Annotated in this window: 31 protein-coding genes and 1 rRNA gene; 30 read left to right on the top strand and 2 right to left on the bottom strand. The window is 45.2% G+C overall.

Annotated features, from left to right (window positions below; all coding sequences use genetic code 11):
• The first annotated feature begins 29 nt into the window (after positions 1-29).
• The 26 genes from rplX (at position 30) to salA (ending at position 15,338) form a co-directional block, all read left to right on the top strand.
• Positions 30-383, top strand: coding sequence for a 50S ribosomal protein L24 (rplX, locus tag HP552_RS02390; protein ID WP_024633578.1), 354 nt, complete (start codon positions 30-32; stop codon positions 381-383).
• A gap of 32 nt (positions 384-415) precedes the next feature.
• Positions 416-958: a 50S ribosomal protein L5 gene (gene rplE / locus HP552_RS02385; RefSeq protein WP_175394092.1), complete on the top strand. Its 543-nt coding sequence runs from the start codon at positions 416-418 to the stop codon at positions 956-958.
• 73 nt (positions 959-1,031) lie between these two features.
• A complete protein-coding gene (locus tag HP552_RS02380; protein ID WP_013312154.1) occupies positions 1,032-1,217 on the top strand; it encodes a type Z 30S ribosomal protein S14 in 186 nt (61 codons plus the stop codon).
• A 32-nt stretch (positions 1,218-1,249) separates the two neighbouring features.
• The gene (gene rpsH / locus HP552_RS02375; protein WP_095293413.1) at positions 1,250-1,648 is read left to right on the top strand and encodes a 30S ribosomal protein S8; all 399 of its coding nucleotides are present in this window, start codon (positions 1,250-1,252) and stop codon (positions 1,646-1,648) included.
• A gap of 30 nt (positions 1,649-1,678) precedes the next feature.
• On the top strand, positions 1,679-2,221 hold the full coding sequence (gene rplF / locus HP552_RS02370) for a 50S ribosomal protein L6 (RefSeq protein ID WP_017692089.1): 543 nt from the start codon (positions 1,679-1,681) through the stop codon (positions 2,219-2,221).
• A 117-nt stretch (positions 2,222-2,338) separates the two neighbouring features.
• Positions 2,339-2,707 carry a 50S ribosomal protein L18 gene (rplR, locus tag HP552_RS02365; protein ID WP_175394091.1) on the top strand — a complete coding sequence of 123 codons (369 nt, stop codon included), beginning with the start codon at positions 2,339-2,341 and terminating at the stop codon, positions 2,705-2,707.
• Positions 2,708-2,734: 27 nt separating this feature from the next.
• Positions 2,735-3,232 carry a 30S ribosomal protein S5 gene (rpsE, locus tag HP552_RS02360; RefSeq protein ID WP_017692091.1) on the top strand — a complete coding sequence of 166 codons (498 nt, stop codon included), beginning with the start codon at positions 2,735-2,737 and terminating at the stop codon, positions 3,230-3,232.
• 12 nt (positions 3,233-3,244) lie between these two features.
• Positions 3,245-3,430 carry a 50S ribosomal protein L30 gene (rpmD, locus tag HP552_RS02355; RefSeq protein ID WP_017692092.1) on the top strand — a complete coding sequence of 62 codons (186 nt, stop codon included), beginning with the start codon at positions 3,245-3,247 and terminating at the stop codon, positions 3,428-3,430.
• Between the two features lie 43 nt (positions 3,431-3,473).
• Positions 3,474-3,914: a 50S ribosomal protein L15 gene (gene rplO / locus HP552_RS02350; protein WP_095293411.1), complete on the top strand. Its 441-nt coding sequence runs from the start codon at positions 3,474-3,476 to the stop codon at positions 3,912-3,914.
• Entirely contained in the window at positions 3,914-5,212 is a 1,299-nt protein-coding gene (gene secY / locus HP552_RS02345; RefSeq protein ID WP_095293410.1) for a preprotein translocase subunit SecY, read from the top strand. Before rplO ends, secY begins: the two co-directional genes overlap by 1 nt.
• A gap of 90 nt (positions 5,213-5,302) precedes the next feature.
• The gene (locus tag HP552_RS02340; protein ID WP_175394090.1) at positions 5,303-5,947 is read left to right on the top strand and encodes an adenylate kinase; all 645 of its coding nucleotides are present in this window, start codon (positions 5,303-5,305) and stop codon (positions 5,945-5,947) included.
• Between the two features lie 4 nt (positions 5,948-5,951).
• Positions 5,952-6,704, top strand: coding sequence for a type I methionyl aminopeptidase (map, locus tag HP552_RS02335; protein ID WP_175394089.1), 753 nt, complete (start codon positions 5,952-5,954; stop codon positions 6,702-6,704).
• 10 nt (positions 6,705-6,714) lie between these two features.
• The gene (locus HP552_RS02330; protein WP_024633568.1) at positions 6,715-7,023 is read left to right on the top strand and encodes a KOW domain-containing RNA-binding protein; all 309 of its coding nucleotides are present in this window, start codon (positions 6,715-6,717) and stop codon (positions 7,021-7,023) included.
• A gap of 3 nt (positions 7,024-7,026) precedes the next feature.
• Complete coding sequence (infA, locus tag HP552_RS02325) at positions 7,027-7,242, top strand: translation initiation factor IF-1 (protein WP_017692098.1); 216 nt, start codon at positions 7,027-7,029, stop codon at positions 7,240-7,242.
• Positions 7,243-7,392: 150 nt separating this feature from the next.
• Positions 7,393-7,506 (top strand): 50S ribosomal protein L36, encoded by a 114-nt coding sequence (gene rpmJ / locus HP552_RS02320; RefSeq protein ID WP_003333770.1) that lies wholly within the window; start codon positions 7,393-7,395, stop codon positions 7,504-7,506.
• 20 nt (positions 7,507-7,526) lie between these two features.
• Entirely contained in the window at positions 7,527-7,895 is a 369-nt protein-coding gene (gene rpsM, locus HP552_RS02315; RefSeq protein WP_095293406.1) for a 30S ribosomal protein S13, read from the top strand.
• 19 nt (positions 7,896-7,914) lie between these two features.
• Positions 7,915-8,310, top strand: a complete 396-nt coding sequence (gene rpsK / locus HP552_RS02310; RefSeq protein WP_017692100.1) for a 30S ribosomal protein S11 — start codon at positions 7,915-7,917, stop codon at positions 8,308-8,310.
• Between the two features lie 136 nt (positions 8,311-8,446).
• Positions 8,447-9,391, top strand: a complete 945-nt coding sequence (locus HP552_RS02305) for a DNA-directed RNA polymerase subunit alpha (RefSeq protein WP_024633566.1) — start codon at positions 8,447-8,449, stop codon at positions 9,389-9,391.
• Between the two features lie 34 nt (positions 9,392-9,425).
• Positions 9,426-9,791 carry a 50S ribosomal protein L17 gene (gene rplQ / locus HP552_RS02300; RefSeq protein ID WP_017692102.1) on the top strand — a complete coding sequence of 122 codons (366 nt, stop codon included), beginning with the start codon at positions 9,426-9,428 and terminating at the stop codon, positions 9,789-9,791.
• Between the two features lie 157 nt (positions 9,792-9,948).
• Positions 9,949-10,722 (top strand): tRNA pseudouridine(38-40) synthase TruA, encoded by a 774-nt coding sequence (gene truA / locus HP552_RS02295; protein ID WP_175394118.1) that lies wholly within the window; start codon positions 9,949-9,951, stop codon positions 10,720-10,722.
• Between the two features lie 205 nt (positions 10,723-10,927).
• Positions 10,928-11,365 carry a 50S ribosomal protein L13 gene (gene rplM, locus HP552_RS02290; protein WP_175394088.1) on the top strand — a complete coding sequence of 146 codons (438 nt, stop codon included), beginning with the start codon at positions 10,928-10,930 and terminating at the stop codon, positions 11,363-11,365.
• Positions 11,366-11,384: 19 nt separating this feature from the next.
• On the top strand, positions 11,385-11,777 hold the full coding sequence (gene rpsI, locus HP552_RS02285) for a 30S ribosomal protein S9 (protein ID WP_056697740.1): 393 nt from the start codon (positions 11,385-11,387) through the stop codon (positions 11,775-11,777).
• A 610-nt stretch (positions 11,778-12,387) separates the two neighbouring features.
• The gene (locus HP552_RS02280; RefSeq protein WP_175394087.1) at positions 12,388-13,080 is read left to right on the top strand and encodes a phosphoadenylyl-sulfate reductase; all 693 of its coding nucleotides are present in this window, start codon (positions 12,388-12,390) and stop codon (positions 13,078-13,080) included.
• Between the two features lie 26 nt (positions 13,081-13,106).
• Positions 13,107-13,331 carry a hypothetical protein gene (locus HP552_RS02275; RefSeq protein ID WP_246310730.1) on the top strand — a complete coding sequence of 75 codons (225 nt, stop codon included), beginning with the start codon at positions 13,107-13,109 and terminating at the stop codon, positions 13,329-13,331.
• 68 nt (positions 13,332-13,399) lie between these two features.
• Positions 13,400-14,158 (top strand): N-acetylmuramoyl-L-alanine amidase CwlD, encoded by a 759-nt coding sequence (gene cwlD / locus HP552_RS02270; RefSeq protein WP_175394085.1) that lies wholly within the window; start codon positions 13,400-13,402, stop codon positions 14,156-14,158.
• A gap of 79 nt (positions 14,159-14,237) precedes the next feature.
• Positions 14,238-15,338, top strand: coding sequence for an iron-sulfur carrier protein/transcriptional regulator SalA (salA, locus tag HP552_RS02265; RefSeq protein ID WP_175394117.1), 1,101 nt, complete (start codon positions 14,238-14,240; stop codon positions 15,336-15,338).
• 116 nt (positions 15,339-15,454) lie between these two features.
• Here the strand turns inward: salA and gerD are convergent, their stop codons facing one another.
• Entirely contained in the window at positions 15,455-16,234 is a 780-nt protein-coding gene (gene gerD, locus HP552_RS02260) for a spore germination lipoprotein GerD (RefSeq protein WP_175394084.1), read from the bottom strand.
• A gap of 125 nt (positions 16,235-16,359) precedes the next feature.
• On the opposite strand from gerD, the gene HP552_RS02255 reads away from it, so the two are divergent.
• A complete protein-coding gene (locus HP552_RS02255) occupies positions 16,360-16,977 on the top strand; it encodes a KinB-signaling pathway activation protein (protein ID WP_175394083.1) in 618 nt (205 codons plus the stop codon).
• A 140-nt stretch (positions 16,978-17,117) separates the two neighbouring features.
• Here HP552_RS02255 and pdaB read toward each other — a convergent pair whose 3' ends face one another.
• Complete coding sequence (gene pdaB, locus HP552_RS02250) at positions 17,118-17,894, bottom strand: polysaccharide deacetylase family sporulation protein PdaB (protein WP_110756607.1); 777 nt, start codon at positions 17,892-17,894, stop codon at positions 17,118-17,120.
• Between the two features lie 120 nt (positions 17,895-18,014).
• On the opposite strand from pdaB, the gene HP552_RS02245 reads away from it, so the two are divergent.
• From HP552_RS02245 to HP552_RS02235, 3 genes are all read left to right on the top strand, one after another.
• The gene (locus tag HP552_RS02245) at positions 18,015-18,632 is read left to right on the top strand and encodes a stage II sporulation protein M (RefSeq protein WP_175394082.1); all 618 of its coding nucleotides are present in this window, start codon (positions 18,015-18,017) and stop codon (positions 18,630-18,632) included.
• 214 nt (positions 18,633-18,846) lie between these two features.
• On the top strand, positions 18,847-19,077 hold the full coding sequence (locus tag HP552_RS02240) for a hypothetical protein (protein WP_095293396.1): 231 nt from the start codon (positions 18,847-18,849) through the stop codon (positions 19,075-19,077).
• 530 nt (positions 19,078-19,607) lie between these two features.
• Positions 19,608-19,703, top strand: a 16S ribosomal RNA gene (locus HP552_RS02235); the annotation flags it as partial.

The raw sequence follows: 19,703 nt of genomic DNA, 5'->3' as shown, positions 1-19,703 counted from the left end.
CGTGATGTTAGAAACAGGAGGTGTACGAAATGCCAAGAGTGAAAAAAGTTCTGGAATCCCATAACAACAAACTTCACGTTAAAAAAGAAGATACGGTTATGGTGATCAGCGGTAAAGACAAAGGTAAAAAAGGCCGTGTCATCGCTGCTTATCCTCGTGAGAACCGCGTCCTTGTGGAAGGTGTTAACATGATCAAAAAACACCAGAAGCCTAACCAGCAAAATCCGCAAGGCGGCATTATCGAGAAGGAAGCTCCGATTCACGTTTCCAACGTAATGCACATCGATCCAAAGAGCGGAAAAGTAACCCGTGTAGGTTACAAAGTGTTGGATAACGGAAAGAAAGTGCGTGTTGCTAAACGTTCCGGAGAAATTATCGACTAATTGAACCGAATGAGAAAGGAGGGCTATGATTCATGGCATCAAGAATGAAAGAACGTTACCTGCAAGAAATCGCTCCTGCTTTGATGCAGAAGTTTAACTATACAACGGTAATGCAAGTGCCGAAAATCGAGAAAATCGTTATCAACATGGGTGTGGGCGACGCTGTCCAAAACTCCAAAGTGTTGGATTCCGCAGTAAACGATTTGCAACTGATCGTAGGTCAAAAACCTGTAATCACTCGTGCTAAAAAATCTATCGCAGGTTTCAAACTGCGTGAGAACATGCCTATCGGTGTGAAAGTTACATTGCGCGGCGAGCGTATGTACTACTTCCTCGATAAACTGTTCAACGTTACATTGCCTCGTGTCCGCGACTTCCGTGGTGTATCGAGCAAAGCGTTCGATGGACGTGGTAACTATACACTGGGTCTGAAAGAACAACTGATCTTCCCAGAGATCGAGTACGATAAAGTAGACAAAGTCCGCGGTATGGATATTGTTATTGTAACAACGGCGAAAACAGACGAAGAGTCCCGTGAATTGCTCACGCAACTGGGAATGCCTTTCGTAAAATAAGTTGGCATAACGTTTCCGGGTGTCTGGAAGGACTCCCTTTTCTCCGAAATTATTTAGGAGGTGTCAGGCTAAAGTGGCAAAAACTTCGATGAAAGTTAAACAACAACGCACACCAAAGTTTAAAGTACGTGCTTATACACGCTGTGAGCGTTGCGGACGTCCACATTCGGTACTGCAGAAGTTCAAAATTTGCAGAATTTGCTTCCGTGAATTAGCTTATAAAGGCCAGATTCCTGGCGTGAAAAAAGCAAGCTGGTAAAAAGTCCTGAACGGGAAGGAGGTTAACTCACAATGACTATGTCTGATCCAATTGCAGATATGCTTACTCGTATTCGTAATGCGAACACAGTTCGTCACGAAACAGTAGAAATGCCTGCTTCGACAATGAAAAAACAAATCGCCGATATCCTGAAGCGTGAAGGTTTCATCCGTGACGCTGAAGTTATCGATGATAACAAACAAGGGATTATCCGTGTTTTCCTGAAATACGGTCAAAATAACGAGCGCGTTATCACTGGTCTGAAAAGAATCAGTAAACCTGGTCTTCGTGTTTACACGAAAAGCAACGAAGTACCTCGTGTACTTGGTGGCCTGGGTATCGCGATCATCTCGACATCCAAAGGTGTTATGACGGACAAAGAAGCTCGTCAATCGAAATCCGGCGGAGAAGTCGTTTGCTACGTTTGGTAATATAACGTCACAAGATAGGAGGTGCAACATATGTCTCGTATTGGTCGCAAACCAATTACAGTACCAAGTGGTGTGGACATCACACTGGACAACACCGTTATTACGGTAAAAGGACCAAAAGGAACTCTGACTCGTGAACTTCATAAAGACATGAAGGTTACAGTTGAGAACAACGAAATTACAGTTGTGCGTCCTTCCGATAACAAAACTCATCGTTCTTTGCACGGCACAACGCGCAGCGTTGTAAACAACATGGTGAGTGGCGTTACTGAAGGATTCGCAAAATCTCTGGAGCTGGTTGGGGTCGGATATCGTGCAAGCAAATCCGGAGATAAAATCGTTCTGAACGTTGGGTACTCTCACCCGGTTGAAATTACACCGGAAGCGGGAATCGAATTCGAAGTTCCTTCGAATACGAAAATCATCGTTCGCGGGATCGATAAAGAGCGTGTAGGTGCTTACGCTGCTAAAATTCGTTCCGTTCGTGAACCTGAGCCGTACAAAGGTAAAGGTATTAAATATGAAGGCGAGCGTATCATCCGTAAGGAAGGTAAAGCCGGTAAGAAGAAATAAGATTTCTCTTACCGCCTTTGCGCGGCTTTCGGCTTGCTTGCTTCGTGTGTTTCTAATATACCCCGTGGCTTCCGGTTTGAAGCCAGCGAGGTAACCTGAAAGGAGTGAATCCCTGAGATGATTACGAAACCAGATAAAAACAAGGCTCGTCTGAAAAGACACCTTCGTGTTCGTAAGAAAATCCAAGGAACGGCAGCACGTCCTCGTTTGAACGTATTCCGTTCTGGTAAACATATGTATGCTCAAATTATCGATGATGTAGCTGGTGTAACAATCGCTTCCGCGTCTACCGTAGACAAAGAATTGAGCAGCGACATCAAAAATGGTGCATCTGTTGAATCAGCTCGTAAAGTCGGCGAACTCGTTGCTAAACGTGCGAAAGACAAAGGTGTTTCCAACATCGTATTTGACCGTAGCGGATATCTGTACCATGGTCGTATCGCAGCATTGGCTGAAGCGGCTCGTGAAGCAGGACTTGAGTTTTAAGATATTTTTCAAAAGGAGGTTAACGACTTGCGTGTAGATCCGAATACTTTGGAACTGACTGAAAGAGTTGTAAATATTAATCGCGTAGCTAAAGTAGTAAAAGGCGGACGCCGTTTCAGCTTTAGCGCACTGGTTGTAGTCGGCGACGGCAACGGCTGGGTTGGAGCTGGTATCGGTAAAGCGGGCGAAGTACCTGATGCAATTCGCAAAGGTATTGAAGACGCTAAGAAAAACCTTGTACACGTTCCACTCGTAGGAACATCGATTCCTCACTTGGTAACAGGTAAGTTCGGCGCAGGACGCGTTCTGTTGAAACCAGCATCTGAAGGTACTGGTGTTATCGCTGGTGGTCCTGTACGTGCGGTTCTCGAACTTGCTGGTGTAGGTGACATTTTGACAAAATCTCTGGGTTCTTCGAATTCCATGAACATGGTCAATGCGACTTTGGAAGGTTTGTCCCGTTTGAAGCGTGCTGAAGACGTGGCTAAACTGCGCGGAAAATCCGTCGAAGAGCTTCTGGGTTAAGGAGGGAATCTCATGGCTAAATTAGAAATTACCCTCGTCCGCAGCTTGATCGGACGTCCGGAGACGCAAAGAACAACTGTGAAAACATTGGGCTTGCGCAAAATCAACAGCAAAGTGGTTCAAAACGATAATCCTGCTATTCGTGGCATGATTAACAAAGTAAGTCACTTGGTTGCTGTTAAAGAAGTAGAAGCTTAATATCGGGATAATCCCACAAATCTTTAAGGAGGTGCAACGAACGATGAAGTTACATGAGCTTTCCCCAGCTCCTGGATCCCGCAAAGAACGCAAACGTCTTGGTCGCGGTCCAAGTAGTGGTACGGGTAAAACATCAGGTCGCGGTCACAAAGGACAAAACGCTCGTTCCGGCGGTGGTGTGCGTCCGGGCTTCGAAGGTGGACAAAATCCATTGTATCGTCGCTTGCCAAAACGCGGTTTCGTAAACCCAACTCGCAAAGAATATGCGGTTGTGAATATTGAAGACCTGAACAGTTTTGCTGCGGGTACTGAAGTAACTCCAGAATTCTTGATGACGAATGGCGTAGTTAAAAACGCTAAATCCGGAATCAAAATCCTGGGTAACGGTGAAGTCACTGTGAAGCTGACTGTTAAAGCTAACAAGTTTTCTCAATCTGCGGTGGAGAAAATTGAAGCTGCCGGCGGTACAACCGAGGTGATTTAATGTTCAAGACCCTAAAGAATATCTGGCGGGTTGAAGATCTGCGCAAAAGGGTATTATTTACCCTTTTTGTACTGATCATTTACCGCATCGGATCCTTCGTTCCAGTACCTGGAGTTAACAAAGAGGTTTTCGAAGCGACAAATTCTGCGGGTAAAGAAGTTTTTGGACTTCTCAATACGTTCTCGGGTGGAGCACTGTTCCAGTTCTCGATCTTTGCACTCGGGATCGTACCTTACATCACTGCGTCTATCATAGTACAGTTGCTTTCCATGGACGTTATCCCTAAGTTAGCGGAATGGGCAAAGCAAGGTGAACAAGGTAAGAAAAAATCAGCACAGCTTACTCGTTATTTGACGATTGGGCTGGCATTGATTCAAGCGTTTGGTACGTCGATCGGATTCAACCGCTTGTACAATACAGAGATGGTGCCTAACGCCACTTTTGCTGATTATATCTTGATTGCGATTGTACTTACGGCCGGTACTTCATTCCTGATGTGGCTTGGTGAGCAGATCACCGAGAAGGGCATAGGAAACGGGATCTCGATCTTGATCTTCGCAGGTATCCTATCAACGGTGCCTAACATTATCAAACAAACAATCGAGTCCGACTTCATCCAACCTGATCAGTTGTTTATGAACATCCTTAAAGGGGTAATCGTCGCAATTGTTATTGTGCTGATTATCATCGGTGTCATTTACATTCAGCAGGCGATTCGGAAAATTCCTGTACAGTACGCTAAACGTGTTGTAGGTAACAAAATGTACGGTGGACAGAATACACATATCCCGCTGAAGATTAACGCAGCAGGTGTTATCCCTGTCATCTTTGCTTCATCTCTGTTGATGTTCCCTACGATTATCGCCAACTTCTGGGCTGATCGTTTATGGGCACAGTGGATCGGACAAAATCTGACTACTCACAAACCTTTGGGTATGTTATTGTATGTTGTGATGATCTTCGGTTTCACTTTCTTCTATACTTTTGTACAGATGAATCCACAGCAGATGGCTGATAATATGAAAAAGAACGGCGGTTACATCCCAGGCATTCGCCCGGGTAAAGCAACCGAGAAATATCTGACCCGTGTCATGACTCGTTTGACAATGGCCGGAGCCATCTTCTTGGCAGTCATTTCCGTTCTGCCTGTATTCTTAGGGGCACTTTCTGGTTTGCCTCAATCAGCGCAAATTGGAGGAACATCTCTCCTGATCGTTATCGGTGTTGCGCTGGATACCATGAAGCAAATCGAAAGCCAATTGATCAAACGCCACTACAAAGGTTTTATCAATAAATAGGCAATAGGTACCGGTCAAGCTAAGATTTACTTGCCGGCACCTATTGTGCTGTTTGTTGATGTAGGGTAGTCTTGGAGGGAGTGACATAACGTGAACATCCTATTCATGGGCCCTCCGGGGGCAGGAAAAGGAACGCAAGCAGACGTCATCGTGAAAGAGTTCGGTATTCCCCACATTTCAACAGGCGATGCATTTCGTCTCGCGATTAAGCAGGGAACTCCCATTGGCCTGAAAGCCAAGGAATATATGGATCAAGGATTGCTTGTACCAGATGATGTAACCATTGGCATCGTTGAAGAACGATTGCAGCAGCCTGACTGCAGAGAAGGTTTCCTCTTGGATGGTTTTCCGAGAACCCTGTCTCAAGCTGAAGCGCTCGATGGCATTCTGGACCGACTGAACTCAGGTCTCGATCATGTAATCAACCTGAAAGTGGACCGCGACAAATTGCTAGCCCGTCTGACGGGTCGTCGCATTTGCAAAAACTGTGGCGCCACTTATCATGTCGTATTCAATCCGCCTAAGCAGGAAGGTATTTGTGATAGATGCGGCGGCGAGTTGTACCAACGTTCGGATGATAACGAAGAGAGCGTGGGCACCCGTCTCGACGAATATATCAACAAAACAGCACCACTCCTCACGTTTTATGAGAACAAAGGTCTTCTTCGTCAAATGGACGGAGAACAGGATATTGATCAAGTCTCTCAAGAGATCGTGTCCTTACTGCGAGGTTAATTGAATGATCATTGGTAAGTCCGAAACGGAACTGGGCTTGATGAGGGAAGCAGGGAGAATTGTTGCGGAAACGCATCGTCTCTTGGCAGAGCATATCGCTCCCGGTATTACGACTGGAGAACTTGACCATATGGCCGATCAATACATCCGCAGTCAAGGAGCTGTGCCGTCTTTCAAAGGTTATAACGGTTTTCCTGCCAGTGTGTGCGCTTCAGTAAATGAAGAGTTGGTGCATGGATTTCCCGGCAAACGCAAGTTGAACGAGGGCGATATTGTTACGTTTGACATTGGCGCGCAGTACCAGGGGTATCATGGAGATTCTGCCTGGACTTATCCGGTCGGCCGTATTTCCGAAGAAGCCCGTCGTCTTCTGGACGTTACCGAGGCTTCGTTATACGCAGGTCTGGCGCTAGTTAAACCGGACGTTCGCTTGTTTACTATATCTCATGCGATTCAGAAATATATTGAGGATGCCGGTTTTTCTGTAGTTCGTGAATATGTCGGTCACGGCATAGGCGCAGATCTGCACGAAGAACCACAAATTCCGAACTATGGTCTTCCTGATCGGGGACCACGGCTTAAAGCGGGCATGGTGCTGGCCATAGAGCCGATGGTTAACGCAGGCAGACGGTATGTGAAAACGTTGGAAGATAACTGGACTGTCGTAACTGTTGACGGATCGTTATGTGCCCACTTTGAACACACCGTAGCAGTTACACCAGATGGCATGGAAATTTTCACAAAACTGAATGCGTAGGTGATGAGGCATGAACAATCAGTCTAATCCGCAGCTCGGTCAACTTGTGAAGATCCGTAAAGGCCGCAATGCGGACCAAGCCGCGGTAATTGTTGCTATAGCGGACAGTAAGTTCGTGTATATTGCGGATGGAGACAAACGAAAGTTTGATCAGCCTAAGAAGAAGAATATTCTTCATTTGGAGCTCCAGCCAATGATCAGCAGTGAGGTCGTAAACAGTTTAAACGAGAGTGGTCGGGTGACAAACGGAAAGCTCCGCTATGCGGTTCATTCGTTTCTGGAATCCACCAACATTCAAGCTGAAGAGAAAGGAGACTGACTAATGGCCAAGGAAGATGTCATTGAAGTGGAAGGTACGGTTCTTGAACCGCTGCCGAATGCAACATTCAAGGTTGAGCTTGAGAACGGTCATCAAATTCTCGCTCACGTTTCCGGCAAGCTGCGGATGCACTTTATCCGTATCCTGACTGGTGACAAAGTAGTTGTTCAGTTATCGCCTTATGATTTGACAAAAGGACGTATAACTTACCGTAAATAGTAGTAGACAGTTGCAATGAACTGTGAAGCTTGAAGCGGGTTTTGCCCGGCAAAACTTGCGAAAGCTTCGAAGCCGGTTTTACAATGGTAAAACGAGGTCAATGCTTACGAAGAGAGTTTTGCTAAGCAGAACTTTGAGGAGGTAATTCACATGAAGGTAAGACCTTCGGTCAAACCGATTTGCGAAAAATGCAAAGTCATTCGCCGCAAAGGGAATGTTATGGTTATCTGTGAAAATCCGAAACACAAACAAAAACAAGGTTAATGAAGGGGGTGTAGCGTAAAATGGCACGTATAGCTGGTGTGGATTTGCCACGTGATAAGCGCGTTGAGATCGCCTTGACTTATATTTTCGGAATCGGTAAAACGACTTCCCAGAAAATTCTGAGCTCTACAGGCATCAATCCGGACACTCGTGTTCGTGATTTGACGGAAGATGAAGTCAGCAAATTGCGTGAAAGTATCGACAAAGAGGTCAAAGTAGAAGGTGACCTGCGTCGTGAAATCTCTTTGAATATTAAACGTTTGACGGAGATCGGTTGTTACCGTGGAGTTCGTCATCGTCGTGGTCTGCCTGTTCGTGGACAACGTACGAAAACGAATGCTCGTACTCGTAAAGGTCCTCGTCGTACAGTAGCGAACAAGAAGAAATAATAAGGGGGGATAAGAGAAAATGGCTAAACCGAAAAAAGTCGTACGTACTAAACGTCGTGACCGTAAAAATATTGAATCTGGCGTGGCACATATCCGTTCCACTTTCAATAACACTATCGTTACCATTACGGATCCTCACGGAAATGCAATTTCGTGGGCAAGCTCCGGCGGCCTCGGATTCAGAGGTTCCCGTAAATCGACTCCGTTTGCTGCACAAATGGCTGCTGAGACTGCTGCCAAAGCTGCAATGGAACATGGGATGAAAGCCGTTGAGGTTATGGTTAAAGGACCAGGCGCAGGCCGTGAAGCAGCGATCCGCTCTTTGCAAGCTGCAGGTCTTGAAGTTAACCTGATCAAAGACGTAACTCCAGTCCCGCATAACGGATGCCGTCCTCCAAAACGTCGTCGTGTCTAATGAGATTTGCCCCTGCGTGTGGTATAAATCCAGCACAATCTGCTAATAATGGTTGTTTAGGCATACTACTACATGTTTTCGCAAGAGAAGGTAAATGTTTCATAGAGGACCGACGTTTTGAAGGAGGGGTATTGCAGTGATTGAAATCGAAAAGCCGAAAATTGAGACGGTAGACGTCAACGATGATGGCACCTATGGGAAATTCGTAGTAGAACCGCTGGAGCGCGGATACGGTACGACGCTTGGAAACTCGCTTCGCCGAATCTTGCTCTCGTCACTGCCGGGTGCGGCAGTGTCTTCGGTTCAAATCGATGGCGTTCTGCATGAATTTGCTACAGTTCCTGGCGTAATGGAAGATGTAACGGAGATTATTCTTAACCTGAAAGCTTTGTCGCTTAAGATTCATTCGGATGAGGAGAAAGTGCTCGAGATTGATGCTGAAGGCGAAGGAGCAATCACGGCTGGAGATATCCGTGCTGACTCTGATGTGGAAATCCTTAACCCGGATTTGCATATTGCTACGCTCGGACCAGGTTCGAGACTTCACATGCGTATTTTTGCCAATCGCGGTCGCGGCTACGTCCAGGCAGATCGGAATAAACGCGATGACCAGCCGATCGGCGTCATCCCAGTCGATTCCATCTTCACCCCGATCAGCCGCGTTAACTACGCTGTGGAAAATACGCGTGTCGGCCAAGTAACCAACTATGACAAGCTCACGTTGGAAGTTTGGACTGACGGAAGTATTCGTCCTGAAGAGGCTGTAAGCCTTGGCGCTAAAATTTTGACCGAGCATTTGATGCTCTTCGTGGGTCTTACAGACGAAGCGAAAGACGCTGAGATCATGGTCGAAAAAGAAGAAGACAAAAAAGAAAAAGTACTCGAAATGACGATCGAAGAGCTGGATCTCTCTGTTCGTTCCTACAACTGCCTTAAACGTGCCGGTATTAATACCGTACAAGAGCTGACTACGAAAACGGAAGAAGACATGATGAAAGTCCGTAACCTCGGACGCAAGTCTTTGGAAGAAGTTCAAGAGAAGCTCGAGGAACTCGGTTTGGGACTCCGTACAGAAGAATAGACAGCCGAGTGCTTGAAGTGAAGGAGGGAAAACAATGGCATACCAAAAGTTGGGCCGTAACTCCAGCGCACGTAAAGCTTTGTTCCGTGACCTGGTAACCGACCTGTTCTTATACGAACGCATTCAGACAACTGAAGCGAAAGCAAAAGAGGTTCGCTCTATTGCTGAAAAACTGATCACTAAAGCGAAAAAGGGAGATCTTCATGCCCGTCGCCAAGTGGCAGCTTATGTTCGCCGCGAAACTATCGATGGTGAGCAAGATGCAATCCAAAAACTGTTTAGCGAATTGTCCGGTCGTTACGCTGAGCGTCCAGGTGGATACACACGTATCCTGAAACTGGGACCTCGTCGTGGTGACGCTGCGCCTATGGTTTACTTGGAACTGGTTGACCGCGCGTAAAACAGATGAGATGAGGAAAGGGGACAGAGTCGTTGATTCTGGGTTAACCCTTTTTTTCACTTCATTTCGGAATTCGTGCTGTAATAGAAGCTCCGGAAGGGGCTTCTTTTGCTGTTCGGGATAGGCATGTATAGTATGGAACAAAGGTGTGGTAATGATGCGCAACTTGTGCATGACGCTAACTTATGATGGCACTGCTTATTATGGCTTCCAGGTACAGCCGGGAGGGAATACCATTCAGGATCATCTTGAAGATGCCATTTGTGCATTAACAGGTGAGAAGGTAAAGATCACGGGGTCTGGTAGAACGGACGCGGGTGTTCATGCCCGTAGACAGATCTTCAATTTTACCACGGAATCTCAAATCCCGATTGAACGTTGGTGTATTGCGCTTAACTCTAGACTACCCTCGGATATTGTTGTTATTGACGCCATGGAAGTGCCGCTCGATTTTCATTCTCGCTATGCTGCGAAAACGAAGACGTACCGCTATACTGTCAATGCAAATCAATTCCCGGATGTATTCAACAGAAGACTGCAATACCACCATCACGCCAGGTTGGACATAACTGCAATGCAGGAGGGGCTTCGTCATTTTATCGGTACGTATGATTTCACCTCCTTTGCTTCTCGCAAGTCTCAGAAAGACAATCATGTGCGATCGGTATATGATGCATGGATAGATGTGGACCGCTCAATGTGCAGAGACCATCCGCGCGATCAAGGTGTCATTCATATTTATGTGAGCGGCAACGGCTTTTTGCAGCATATGGTACGCATCATTGTTGGTACACTGCTGGAGATCGGAGAGGGTAAACGGAAAGCCTCTGATGTACCGGATATGATTGCTGCATGCAATCGTTCTGCTGCAGGACCAACTGCGGTTAGCAGCGGTTTAATGCTCTGGGATCTTGAATATAAAAAAGATTAAATTTGGTGAGTGAAAAGGTTAATTAACACTTGCGATTTAAGCTGCTATCATGTAATATAAAAGTTGTGTTTTCTTAATGGCTTTCCCACAGCCCCAATTAAGAGGTTCACATCGCAACAACTATCCATCAACACCTAAAGTTATCACTTAATGAACGAAGATAAATGAAAATGATGATTTTGAACATTTTAAGGAGGAACTTTTCATGCGTACCACGTACATGGCGAAGCCTAACGAAGTTGAGCGCCAATGGCACATCATTGATGCCGAAGGCAAAACGCTCGGACGTTTGGCAAGCGAAGCAGCTGCTTTGATCCGCGGCAAACATAAGCCACAATTCACTCCACATGTGGACACTGGCGATTTCGTAGTTATCATCAATGCGGAGAAAATCGTATTGACTGGTAAAAAAATGCAAGACAAAAAATACTACCGTCACTCGATGCACCCAGGTGGTTTGAAAGTAACTACTGCTGAAGAGATGGTTAAAAACAAACCGGAACGTATGTTGGAATTGGCTGTTCGCGGTATGCTTCCTAAAACTCGCATGGGCGAAAAAATGAAGCTGAGACTTAAAGCGTACAGAGGCACTGAGCATCCACATGCAGCACAAAAACCAGAAGTTTACGAACTTCGCGGTTAATTAAAAGGAGGACAGTTTCATGGCACAAGTACAATACTATGGGACAGGTCGTCGTAAACATTCGGTAGCTCGTGTTCGCCTTGTACCGGGTGAAGGACGCATTGTCATCAATAAACGTGATATTAATGAATACTTCGGTTTGGAAACACTCAAACTGATCGTAAAACAACCACTGACTTTGACAGAAACGCTCAGCAACTATGACGTTCTGGTTATCGCTCATGGTGGCGGAATCTCCGGTCAAGCCGGCGCAATCCGTCATGGTATCTCCCGTGCTCTGTTGAAAGCAGATCCGGAATACCGTGCTTCCCTGAAAAAAGCAGGATTCCTGACTCGTGACCCAAGGATGAAAGAACGTAAAAAATACGGTCTCAAAGCCGCTCGTCGCGCTCCTCAGTTCTCCAAACGTTAAGATGTTTTACAAGCCTCTGGCCTTCAGCCAGAGGCTTTTTTGTTGTCTATAAAACATGGATTAGTTAATCCAATAGGATGATGCGGACAATTTGTCATATGTATGTGATCTAACATAGCTTATTTCTCATCTTAAACTTGGCTCAAGATAGATCATTCCGGACAGGGTATACGAGACCACAACCATCAGCATTTCCTATGAAATCAATAAAAGACACTTATATGTAAGCACGGAGAATTTAAAGTTTTTTCATGTTCGGTTTATCTCTATGCATCTCATATTTGGTTTTTGGCACGAGCATTATCATTACGAATTTTAGTACAGTTTAATCCAAATAACCCAGTAGGGACAAAGAATTTCACGATTAGCATAGCGAATTGGACTCTAATACCTTCTAACCTGGTTAAGTTAATTGCAATGGATTCATTTGAAGAGAATCTAAGTGTTCACAAAATGATTGGTAATCCACTCACAAAAATGGGCTGCAAATGAATCATTTTACTTGTGGCAGGCATTGACATCCCCCCTGAAAGATTTATACTATACTTAATTCATATTAGATTAGTCGGCATTAAAGTTTTGGGGAAAAGCAGAATGGGGGAAATTCAGAATGAACTTGTTGGAAAAAGAAAATCTTGCGCGGGTGAAAGCAGAAGAATTGGAAAACGCAAGCCCTGAGGATATTATCCGTTACGCTGTTGAGACATTCCCAAATATCACTTTTGCATGCAGCTTTGGTGCGGAAGATGTTGTACTTGTTGATATGCTTCAAAAGATCAGTCCATCTACGGATATTTTTTATCTCGACACCGATTTTCATTTTAAGGAAACGTATGAGACGCGTGACGCCATGAAGGAGAAATACAATCTTGATTTCGTACGGGTCTCTCCCAAAATCACTCCTGAAGAACAGGCAGCTCAACATGGAGAGGAATTATGGAAATCGGATCCTAATGCTTGCTGCAATATTCGCAAAGTTGAGCCGCTGACACGTATACTCTCCAAATATGATGCTTGGATTACGGGAATTCGTAGAGATCAGGCGCCGACTCGTGCCAATGCGAAGAAGGTGGAGTACGACACCAAATTTGGACTTATGAAATTTAATCCGATTGCTCATTGGACATCAGAGGATGTGTGGGAATATATTCGCGCCAATAATGTTGTATACAATCCTCTGCATGACCAGAACTACCCGAGCATCGGTTGTGAATATTGCACACGTCAAGTTATGCCTGGAGAAGATCCGCGTGCAGGACGATGGTCCGGTAATGACAAAACAGAATGCGGACTTCATAAATAAAGTTCTCCAACTTCACTGCGGAAGAGATGGATATAGCAGCGTTGTTATTCGAGCATAGTTTTTACTGCACCAAATGTGGCAACATGGCATCAAGCCAAAACTTGCCCACATGGCAAAGAGCATCACATGACGTTGTCCGGTACGAAAGTGGTGGTTTGCTTCGTGATGGAGAGTGCCCTCCACCAGAGTTTACGCGTCCTGAGGTAGCTGAAGTATTGATCGAAGGAATGGCTGAGCAAGTCCGCTCCTAACGGTATATTTGTCCACCTTGTCCCATATAGATGATTAGAGTCATTTATAGGGACGAGGTGGTTTTTTTATGCGCAGGAAAAATATGGGGAAGCATTTTGTTGTTTGGATTCGTCTTCGCACAGTGAAGAGGGTTCTGTTAAGCCTCTGTCTGCTAGCCATGTTGGTAGCTGTGGTGACGTATGAGCTCCCTTCAACCAAGATGTCCGGATACTGGGGCTTGCCATTAGCGGGCAAGGTCATCGCCATAGATGCAGGGCATGGCGGACCTGATGGAGGAGCTGTGAGCAAGCAGGGGGTCATTGAGAAAGATATCAATTTGTCGATAGCCTTGTATGTGCGGGATTATCTTCAGCAAGCTGGAGCGCTGGTGGTCATGACACGCGAGATCGATACAGATTTGGCCGAGTCAGATACCAGGGGGTACTCCAAACGCAAGACAGAAGATCTTAAACAAAGAGTAAGGCGCATTGAAGACAAACAGGCAGATTTGTTTATCAGCATCCACATGAACAGTGTGCCTTCGAACCGCTGGAGTGGTGCGCAGGTATTTTATACACCTAACCACCCGGACAATGAAGGATTGGCCAATCTGCTTCAGCAAGAAATGATTCGTAATCTTGAAAATACTGATCGAATTGCGAAAACGGTAAATACCGTCTATCTGCTGCAGGCATTGAAAATTCCCTCTGCTCTAGTCGAGGTTGGGTTCCTTTCTCATCCGGAAGAAGCGCGTCTTCTTGCCGATGAAGCATACCAGCGTAAAGTAGCCGCTTCCATTTATAACGGGATCCTGCGATATTCCTCTGGCGAACGTCCCAAAAGTTAGTCACAAGGTAAAGGAGAATGGTATAATTAACGCAGCATACCTAATTACATGCCAATAGATAAAGCTGAGGTGCTGTATGATGATATCAAAAGAACAGATACTTGAACTATTGCAACCTTTACAGGAACCACAATTGGGAGTGAGTCTGACCGAGCTGCAATGGATCCGTGATGTCATGGTAAAGGAAAATCATGTGGCGCTGACCATTGTAACACTGGACAATCAGACTGAGGATACAACTGCTCTTAGTGATGCCGCGCGTAACCTGATGTCCCAGCACGGTATTAATGATGTACATATACGTCTGCGTGCAGCATCAGAGCATGAACGAGAGAGCTTGAATGCAGGACAACCCGGGAATGAACCAAATGATGAAGAAGTGCTTGTTAAAGGCCATGCAGCAGGTCTGGATGGACATGAGCTGCTAAGCCCCGAATCGGGTGTTCGTTATATTGCAGTAGCAAGTGGCAAAGGTGGGGTAGGTAAATCTACAGTCACAGTGAATTTGGCAGCTGCTCTGGCTCGGCAAGGTAAAAAGGTCGGACTGATTGATGCGGACATCTATGGCTTTAGTGTTCCTGATATGATGGGGATCGAAGAATACCCTGTTGTAGAGGACGGTGTGATTCAGCCAGTAGAACGTTTCGGTGTGAAAGTGATGTCCATGGGATTTTTCATTCGTGAAAACAACCCTGTAATCTGGCGTGGCCCTATGCTGGGTCGGATGCTGCGTCAGTTCTTCACTGATGTGAATTGGGGAGAACTTGATTACATGCTGCTTGATTTGCCTCCAGGGACGGGTGACGTCGCTTTGGATGTTCATCAAATGCTGCCACAGAGTAAAGAGATCATCGTTACCACACCTCATGCAACAGCAGCATTTGTAGCTGCCAGGGCTGGTGCAATGGCGATTCAGACAGAGCATGAGCTGCTCGGTGTGGTGGAGAACATGGCTTATTATGAATGTGGCAAATGTGGAGAGAAGGACTATGTATTTGGTCGTGGGGGTGGCGGACGTCTTGCGGAGAGTCTGCACACAGAGTTACTAGCGCAGATTCCTTTAGGAACACCCGATAATCATCCATCGGAGCCTGATTTCTCCCCATCTGTATACAAGACCGATACACGAATCGGTGCTATCTACGATGAAGTAGCCCAATCCATCGACGCGAAATTTTAATGGCTCAACACTCTAATCTACAGCTAAAAAGCCTGCATCCCATCGGATGCGGGCTTTTATTTAGCTGTAAAGCTGCAAGCGACCTTCATAAAATTTGAATTTAGCTTGGTGATCTTTTATGAGCCGCCGCCACCGCCACCGCCGGAGTCACCACCGCTTCCACCATCTCCGCTGTCACCGCCGCCCTCACCACTACCGCCTTCACCTTCCTGGCCGCCGCCTTGTCCACCTTGTTCTTGTCCACCCGATTCAACCTTTGGCTGCAGCTCTTCCTGTACTACTTTCTTAAGCAGGGTGAGTACTTCCATTCGGAATAACGGATTCTGCATGACTTCCTGCATAACGGTCATGGTCTGTTTGCGGTACTCTGGTGTTTTGGTCATGTCCATAAACATTTTGGATACTTCTGGAGATTTCATGATATCCCCGATCGATTTCTGATAAGTTGGATCCTTAATTAGCTCCATATGGAGCTGTTTGCTCTGCGAGTTGATGGCTTTGGCAAACTCACCGGCAAATTTCGGGTCTGTCATGATTTTTTCAAATTCTTTTTGATACTCGGGAGCTGTAATGGTATCTTTAACCGCAATACGTATTTGTTCCGAAGATTGCATAGGCATTAACATTTTCATACCAATGGTTCCAGATCCACCACCTGATCCGCTTCCACCTTGTTCTGATTCCCCGCCTTCACCACCACCTGATGAACTTTGCCCCGTAAGAGCTTCTTCAACAGCTTTCTTGCCTTCATCACTTTTTAAAATATCCACGATCATCGTTTTCATCTCTTTATAACTGCCCTGAGGAGGCGAAGAACTCTGATCTGAACCACAGCCGGCGAGCATGACGGAAAGCCCGAATACGACACAGCATAGCTGCCACAAAGGCCGTTTCATGTGCATAACCCCTCCTTGAATAGATACTGCATGTAGTATGTGATAGCAAAGCACTAAATATGTTGAACGATGATGGTTTTTTGCTGAGAAGGTTGGTAAAATAAACTCTCGGGGGTGGAAAACATTTGAATTTACGTAAATGGTTTTTCCTATTTTGGACAGCCTTACTTATTGGGGCTGCGGGATCGTTAGTGACAGGCTTGATTATGATGCTCGTGAACGGGGAAAAAACGAATGGAATGACCGATTTCCTACTGTATCTCCTCATTTTGTTTGGTTCAGGCGTTATGATTAGTGTGTATTCTCAAATGGGTTTTTTCGCTTACTTGATATTGAATTATATGGGCAAAGGTGTATTTCCGAAACGCGGATGGCAAATAGTACAGCTCGTATTAACCGTGTTGGCCCTGCTGGACGTCATGTTTTTGCGTTTGTTCGTCGGTGGCGGAAGAGAACGTCTATCCGATATTGTACTGGGAATTATTATTTTGGCAGCTGCAATTGTTACCGCTTACGTGAAGGTGAAACAGACACATATCTCGGCAATGGTGCCAACGCTCTTTTTTATGATTGCAGTCACCGTGGTGGAAACGATCGGTGTGTTGCGAATAGATGTGAATGCAGCTACCATCTTTATTGTGATCCCATTGCTGGTATGTAATGCGTACCAAATGCTTATATTACATAAGCTGGTGGATGGATCTGTGGAGCAGACAGTGAGTGGTAGAGCGGAGCAAGTGTAGGAAAGGCTGGCATTGTGAGTTGATTTATAAAAACGCCAAAAAAGAGCTAACCATGTTAGCTCTCTTTTCATTTGTGCTGCTGTACCTTTAATATTAGTTATACCGTCTATGGATGAATGATGAATTTCTGTAGTGTAGTATTACTGTGCACTGGCTTGATCACGAACTTCGGTCCCTTTGGCACTGGAATGATTCAGCAACTCGGAAACTGTAACAAATTCATACCCTTGGTTTCGCAACTTATCTATAATGACAGGCAATGCTTCATGAGTCTGCTTGGAAGAATCACTCGCGTGCAGCAATACGATATCCCCAGGGTGAGCTTTGCTGACCACACGATCTACAATGGTCTGTACCCCGGGATTTTTCCAATCCTGCGAGTCAGTGTCCCATTGTACAACCTGATAGTTTAGACTGCTGGCTACCTGAAGTACGCGTTTGTCAAAATCCCCATTGGGCAGACGGAGCAAATTCGGTTCTTTTCCCGTTAAATCGGTTAAAATGCTATGAGCTGTCGAAATTTCCTTGCGAATTTCTTCTTCGGTCATGCTGCTGTAATTATCGTGCTTATGCCCGTGGCTGCCAATTTCGTATCCTGCCTCCTTAATGGAGGTTACGATCTCGGGGTGAGTCTTGCTCCAAGGGGAGGATAAGAAAAAGGTTGCCTTCTCTACCTTATTATCCTGCAGTACTTTCAGAATTGGCTCTGTGCGCTTGTCTCCCCAGCTAATATCAAAGGTAAGTGCAATGACTTTCTTCTCTGTTGGTACGTTGTACACAGCCGACGGTGCATCCTCTGAGAATACAGAAACATTGCCACTTTCCAGATAAATAATCCCGATAGCAAAGACGGCAGCAGCCAGCACAATCAGGAAACGTTTAATCTTTTTCCCACTAAATACATAGAACGAGTTCATTTCAATAAGCGCCCCTCTCCCATAAGAAATGCTTGTTTATTCTCCAATGTATGCTCGTACCGCGTAGTTATTCGCTCAGAAATTTGTTTGTCCATCATCTTTATTTAACAGGAGGTAATTATGCTGAAATTGAGTACATTTCTAAAAGATCTAGGATCCATTCGCAGCGCTCTAATCTGGTCAGTCCTATTGTTCGTTGCAGGTATAGGCGCCGGGTGGGTGAGTACTGGACCGCTGCAGGAGATATTATTGAATCAAATAGGTGGATTGCGTGAAGTTAGCGAACGACTTGAACAGGGCGGGAATGTGCAGTGGAATTTCTTTATATTTATCTTTTTTAATAATGCCATTAAAAGTGTGCTTGTAATCTATGCGGGTATTTTCTTTGGCATTTTGCCGGTTATCTTTTTAATTATCAATGGAATGGTTATCGGTTTTCTTGTGCACTTTACCACGAACAATGGGGCAAGCCTTTTTGATATTGTGGTGAAGGGACTATTACCCCATGGGATCATTGAAATTCCAGTTATCATCATTGCCTGTGCGTTTGGACTCAAATTCGGGGGACTGGCATTCAGAAGTTTGGTACAGCTTGGAAGCGCCAAGCGGCAGATGTTAGGAAAACAGTGGGAGACTTTCTTAAAGAGAACATTAACCGCTTCCTGTTGGATTGTTATTCTGCTGTTCATTGCAGCCATTATCGAAAGTACAATTACCTTCAGCATTGTGCGTGGATAAATTTGTATGGAATGACATTCATAAATTTTCAGAAAGTTGACCATAACAATAAAACGGGTTTCAGCAAACTCCCTCAATATGCAAGTTATACAGAAATATGAGGGGGAGCTGGGATCGGCGCGCTCTAAAATATCTCCGACTATAGAGAAACGGGGGACATCCCAAACAAACGGGAGTGCGCCATTATCCATATGCAGAAAAAGGAGAACTCTTAATGCTGGGTATGCTGTTTAACGAGAAGGAATGTAAGGAGCTCGATTATGTATTACGTAAAGAGCTGGATGAAATGTTGTTTGACCTAAGTGATAATCGTCTCGACCAGGAGATCAAATACGCAATAGCAAGTAGATACAAAACAGTATTCCGCATGTACGCAAGATTTGCTCCTCCGAAGGAGTTGTCCAAATACGCAAGAAGCGGCAAACTTAAAAAATCCAAACCGTAAGAGGCAATGCAGGGGATCAGGATATGTCGTTTGAATGAAGAGCGAGGTGCGGCCGCTGCACCCAGCGCTGTACCTCTATACTGGAATAATCAATGAATAGAATAAGATGCTGATCATTTTGTCGAAAAAGGGTTGACCTTTTTGATAAGATATGATAAATTAATTTTCGTTCCTTTTTTAGGACAAACCGAACAAAACAAGCATTGATATGAAATCGAATGAAAAACATTTGAAAAAAAGTGCTTGCAAAGTTAGGTTGAACATGATATATTATAAAAGTCGCCGCTGAAACGACGACGATAAGAAAAACAGTAATAAATTGAATGTTTGATCTTTGAAAACTGAACAACGAGTGAGTAACGATCTTGCTTGCAAGATCGACGCTGAGAAATCGGTACGCGTCATTTGACTGTATGATTTCGAAGCACAATTGAGATTTTTAATCTCGTCAGATTCAAAATGAGCTAATCGCTCTTTTCAATACCCCAGATGATTTTCATAGCGTCTAACCGCGCTGCTGAAATTCATCTTTATTGGAGAGTTTGATCCTGGCTCAGGACGAACGCTGGCGGCATGCCTAATACATGCAAGTCGAGCGGACTTGAAGAGAAGCTTGCTTCTCTGAT

It is taken from the genome of Paenibacillus xylanilyticus, assembly GCF_013359935.1.
Classification (GTDB): Bacteria; Bacillota; Bacilli; order Paenibacillales; family Paenibacillaceae; genus Paenibacillus; species Paenibacillus xylanilyticus.
Note: the sequence above shows the minus strand (reverse complement) of the source record. Positions and strands in the feature narration are given on the sequence as shown.

What these genes read in the sequence shown, in the direction of transcription:
- HP552_RS02245 (WP_175394082.1), top strand. Translation starts at nt 18,015, where the DNA reads ATGCTGAAATTGAGTACATTTCTAAAAGATCTAGGATCCATTCGCAGC.
- rplR (WP_175394091.1), top strand. Translation starts at nt 2,339, where the DNA reads ATGATTACGAAACCAGATAAAAACAAGGCTCGTCTGAAAAGACACCTT.
- pdaB (WP_110756607.1), bottom strand. Translation starts at nt 17,894, where the DNA reads ATGAACTCGTTCTATGTATTTAGTGGGAAAAAGATTAAACGTTTCCTG.
- HP552_RS02240 (WP_095293396.1), top strand. Translation starts at nt 18,847, where the DNA reads ATGCTGGGTATGCTGTTTAACGAGAAGGAATGTAAGGAGCTCGATTAT.
- map (WP_175394089.1), top strand. Translation starts at nt 5,952, where the DNA reads ATGATCATTGGTAAGTCCGAAACGGAACTGGGCTTGATGAGGGAAGCA.
- rplX (WP_024633578.1), top strand. Translation starts at nt 30, where the DNA reads ATGCCAAGAGTGAAAAAAGTTCTGGAATCCCATAACAACAAACTTCAC.
- gerD (WP_175394084.1), bottom strand. Translation starts at nt 16,234, where the DNA reads ATGAAACGGCCTTTGTGGCAGCTATGCTGTGTCGTATTCGGGCTTTCC.
- HP552_RS02280 (WP_175394087.1), top strand. Translation starts at nt 12,388, where the DNA reads ATGAACTTGTTGGAAAAAGAAAATCTTGCGCGGGTGAAAGCAGAAGAA.
- rplO (WP_095293411.1), top strand. Translation starts at nt 3,474, where the DNA reads ATGAAGTTACATGAGCTTTCCCCAGCTCCTGGATCCCGCAAAGAACGC.
- rpsI (WP_056697740.1), top strand. Translation starts at nt 11,385, where the DNA reads ATGGCACAAGTACAATACTATGGGACAGGTCGTCGTAAACATTCGGTA.
- rpmD (WP_017692092.1), top strand. Translation starts at nt 3,245, where the DNA reads ATGGCTAAATTAGAAATTACCCTCGTCCGCAGCTTGATCGGACGTCCG.
- rpsM (WP_095293406.1), top strand. Translation starts at nt 7,527, where the DNA reads ATGGCACGTATAGCTGGTGTGGATTTGCCACGTGATAAGCGCGTTGAG.
- HP552_RS02275 (WP_246310730.1), top strand. Translation starts at nt 13,107, where the DNA reads ATGGATATAGCAGCGTTGTTATTCGAGCATAGTTTTTACTGCACCAAA.
- rplQ (WP_017692102.1), top strand. Translation starts at nt 9,426, where the DNA reads ATGGCATACCAAAAGTTGGGCCGTAACTCCAGCGCACGTAAAGCTTTG.
- HP552_RS02330 (WP_024633568.1), top strand. Translation starts at nt 6,715, where the DNA reads ATGAACAATCAGTCTAATCCGCAGCTCGGTCAACTTGTGAAGATCCGT.
- rpmJ (WP_003333770.1), top strand. Translation starts at nt 7,393, where the DNA reads ATGAAGGTAAGACCTTCGGTCAAACCGATTTGCGAAAAATGCAAAGTC.
- salA (WP_175394117.1), top strand. Translation starts at nt 14,238, where the DNA reads ATGATATCAAAAGAACAGATACTTGAACTATTGCAACCTTTACAGGAA.
- rplM (WP_175394088.1), top strand. Translation starts at nt 10,928, where the DNA reads ATGCGTACCACGTACATGGCGAAGCCTAACGAAGTTGAGCGCCAATGG.
- truA (WP_175394118.1), top strand. Translation starts at nt 9,949, where the DNA reads ATGCGCAACTTGTGCATGACGCTAACTTATGATGGCACTGCTTATTAT.
- rpsK (WP_017692100.1), top strand. Translation starts at nt 7,915, where the DNA reads ATGGCTAAACCGAAAAAAGTCGTACGTACTAAACGTCGTGACCGTAAA.
- secY (WP_095293410.1), top strand. Translation starts at nt 3,914, where the DNA reads ATGTTCAAGACCCTAAAGAATATCTGGCGGGTTGAAGATCTGCGCAAA.
- rpsH (WP_095293413.1), top strand. Translation starts at nt 1,250, where the DNA reads ATGACTATGTCTGATCCAATTGCAGATATGCTTACTCGTATTCGTAAT.
- rplE (WP_175394092.1), top strand. Translation starts at nt 416, where the DNA reads ATGGCATCAAGAATGAAAGAACGTTACCTGCAAGAAATCGCTCCTGCT.
- cwlD (WP_175394085.1), top strand. Translation starts at nt 13,400, where the DNA reads ATGCGCAGGAAAAATATGGGGAAGCATTTTGTTGTTTGGATTCGTCTT.
- rplF (WP_017692089.1), top strand. Translation starts at nt 1,679, where the DNA reads ATGTCTCGTATTGGTCGCAAACCAATTACAGTACCAAGTGGTGTGGAC.
- infA (WP_017692098.1), top strand. Translation starts at nt 7,027, where the DNA reads ATGGCCAAGGAAGATGTCATTGAAGTGGAAGGTACGGTTCTTGAACCG.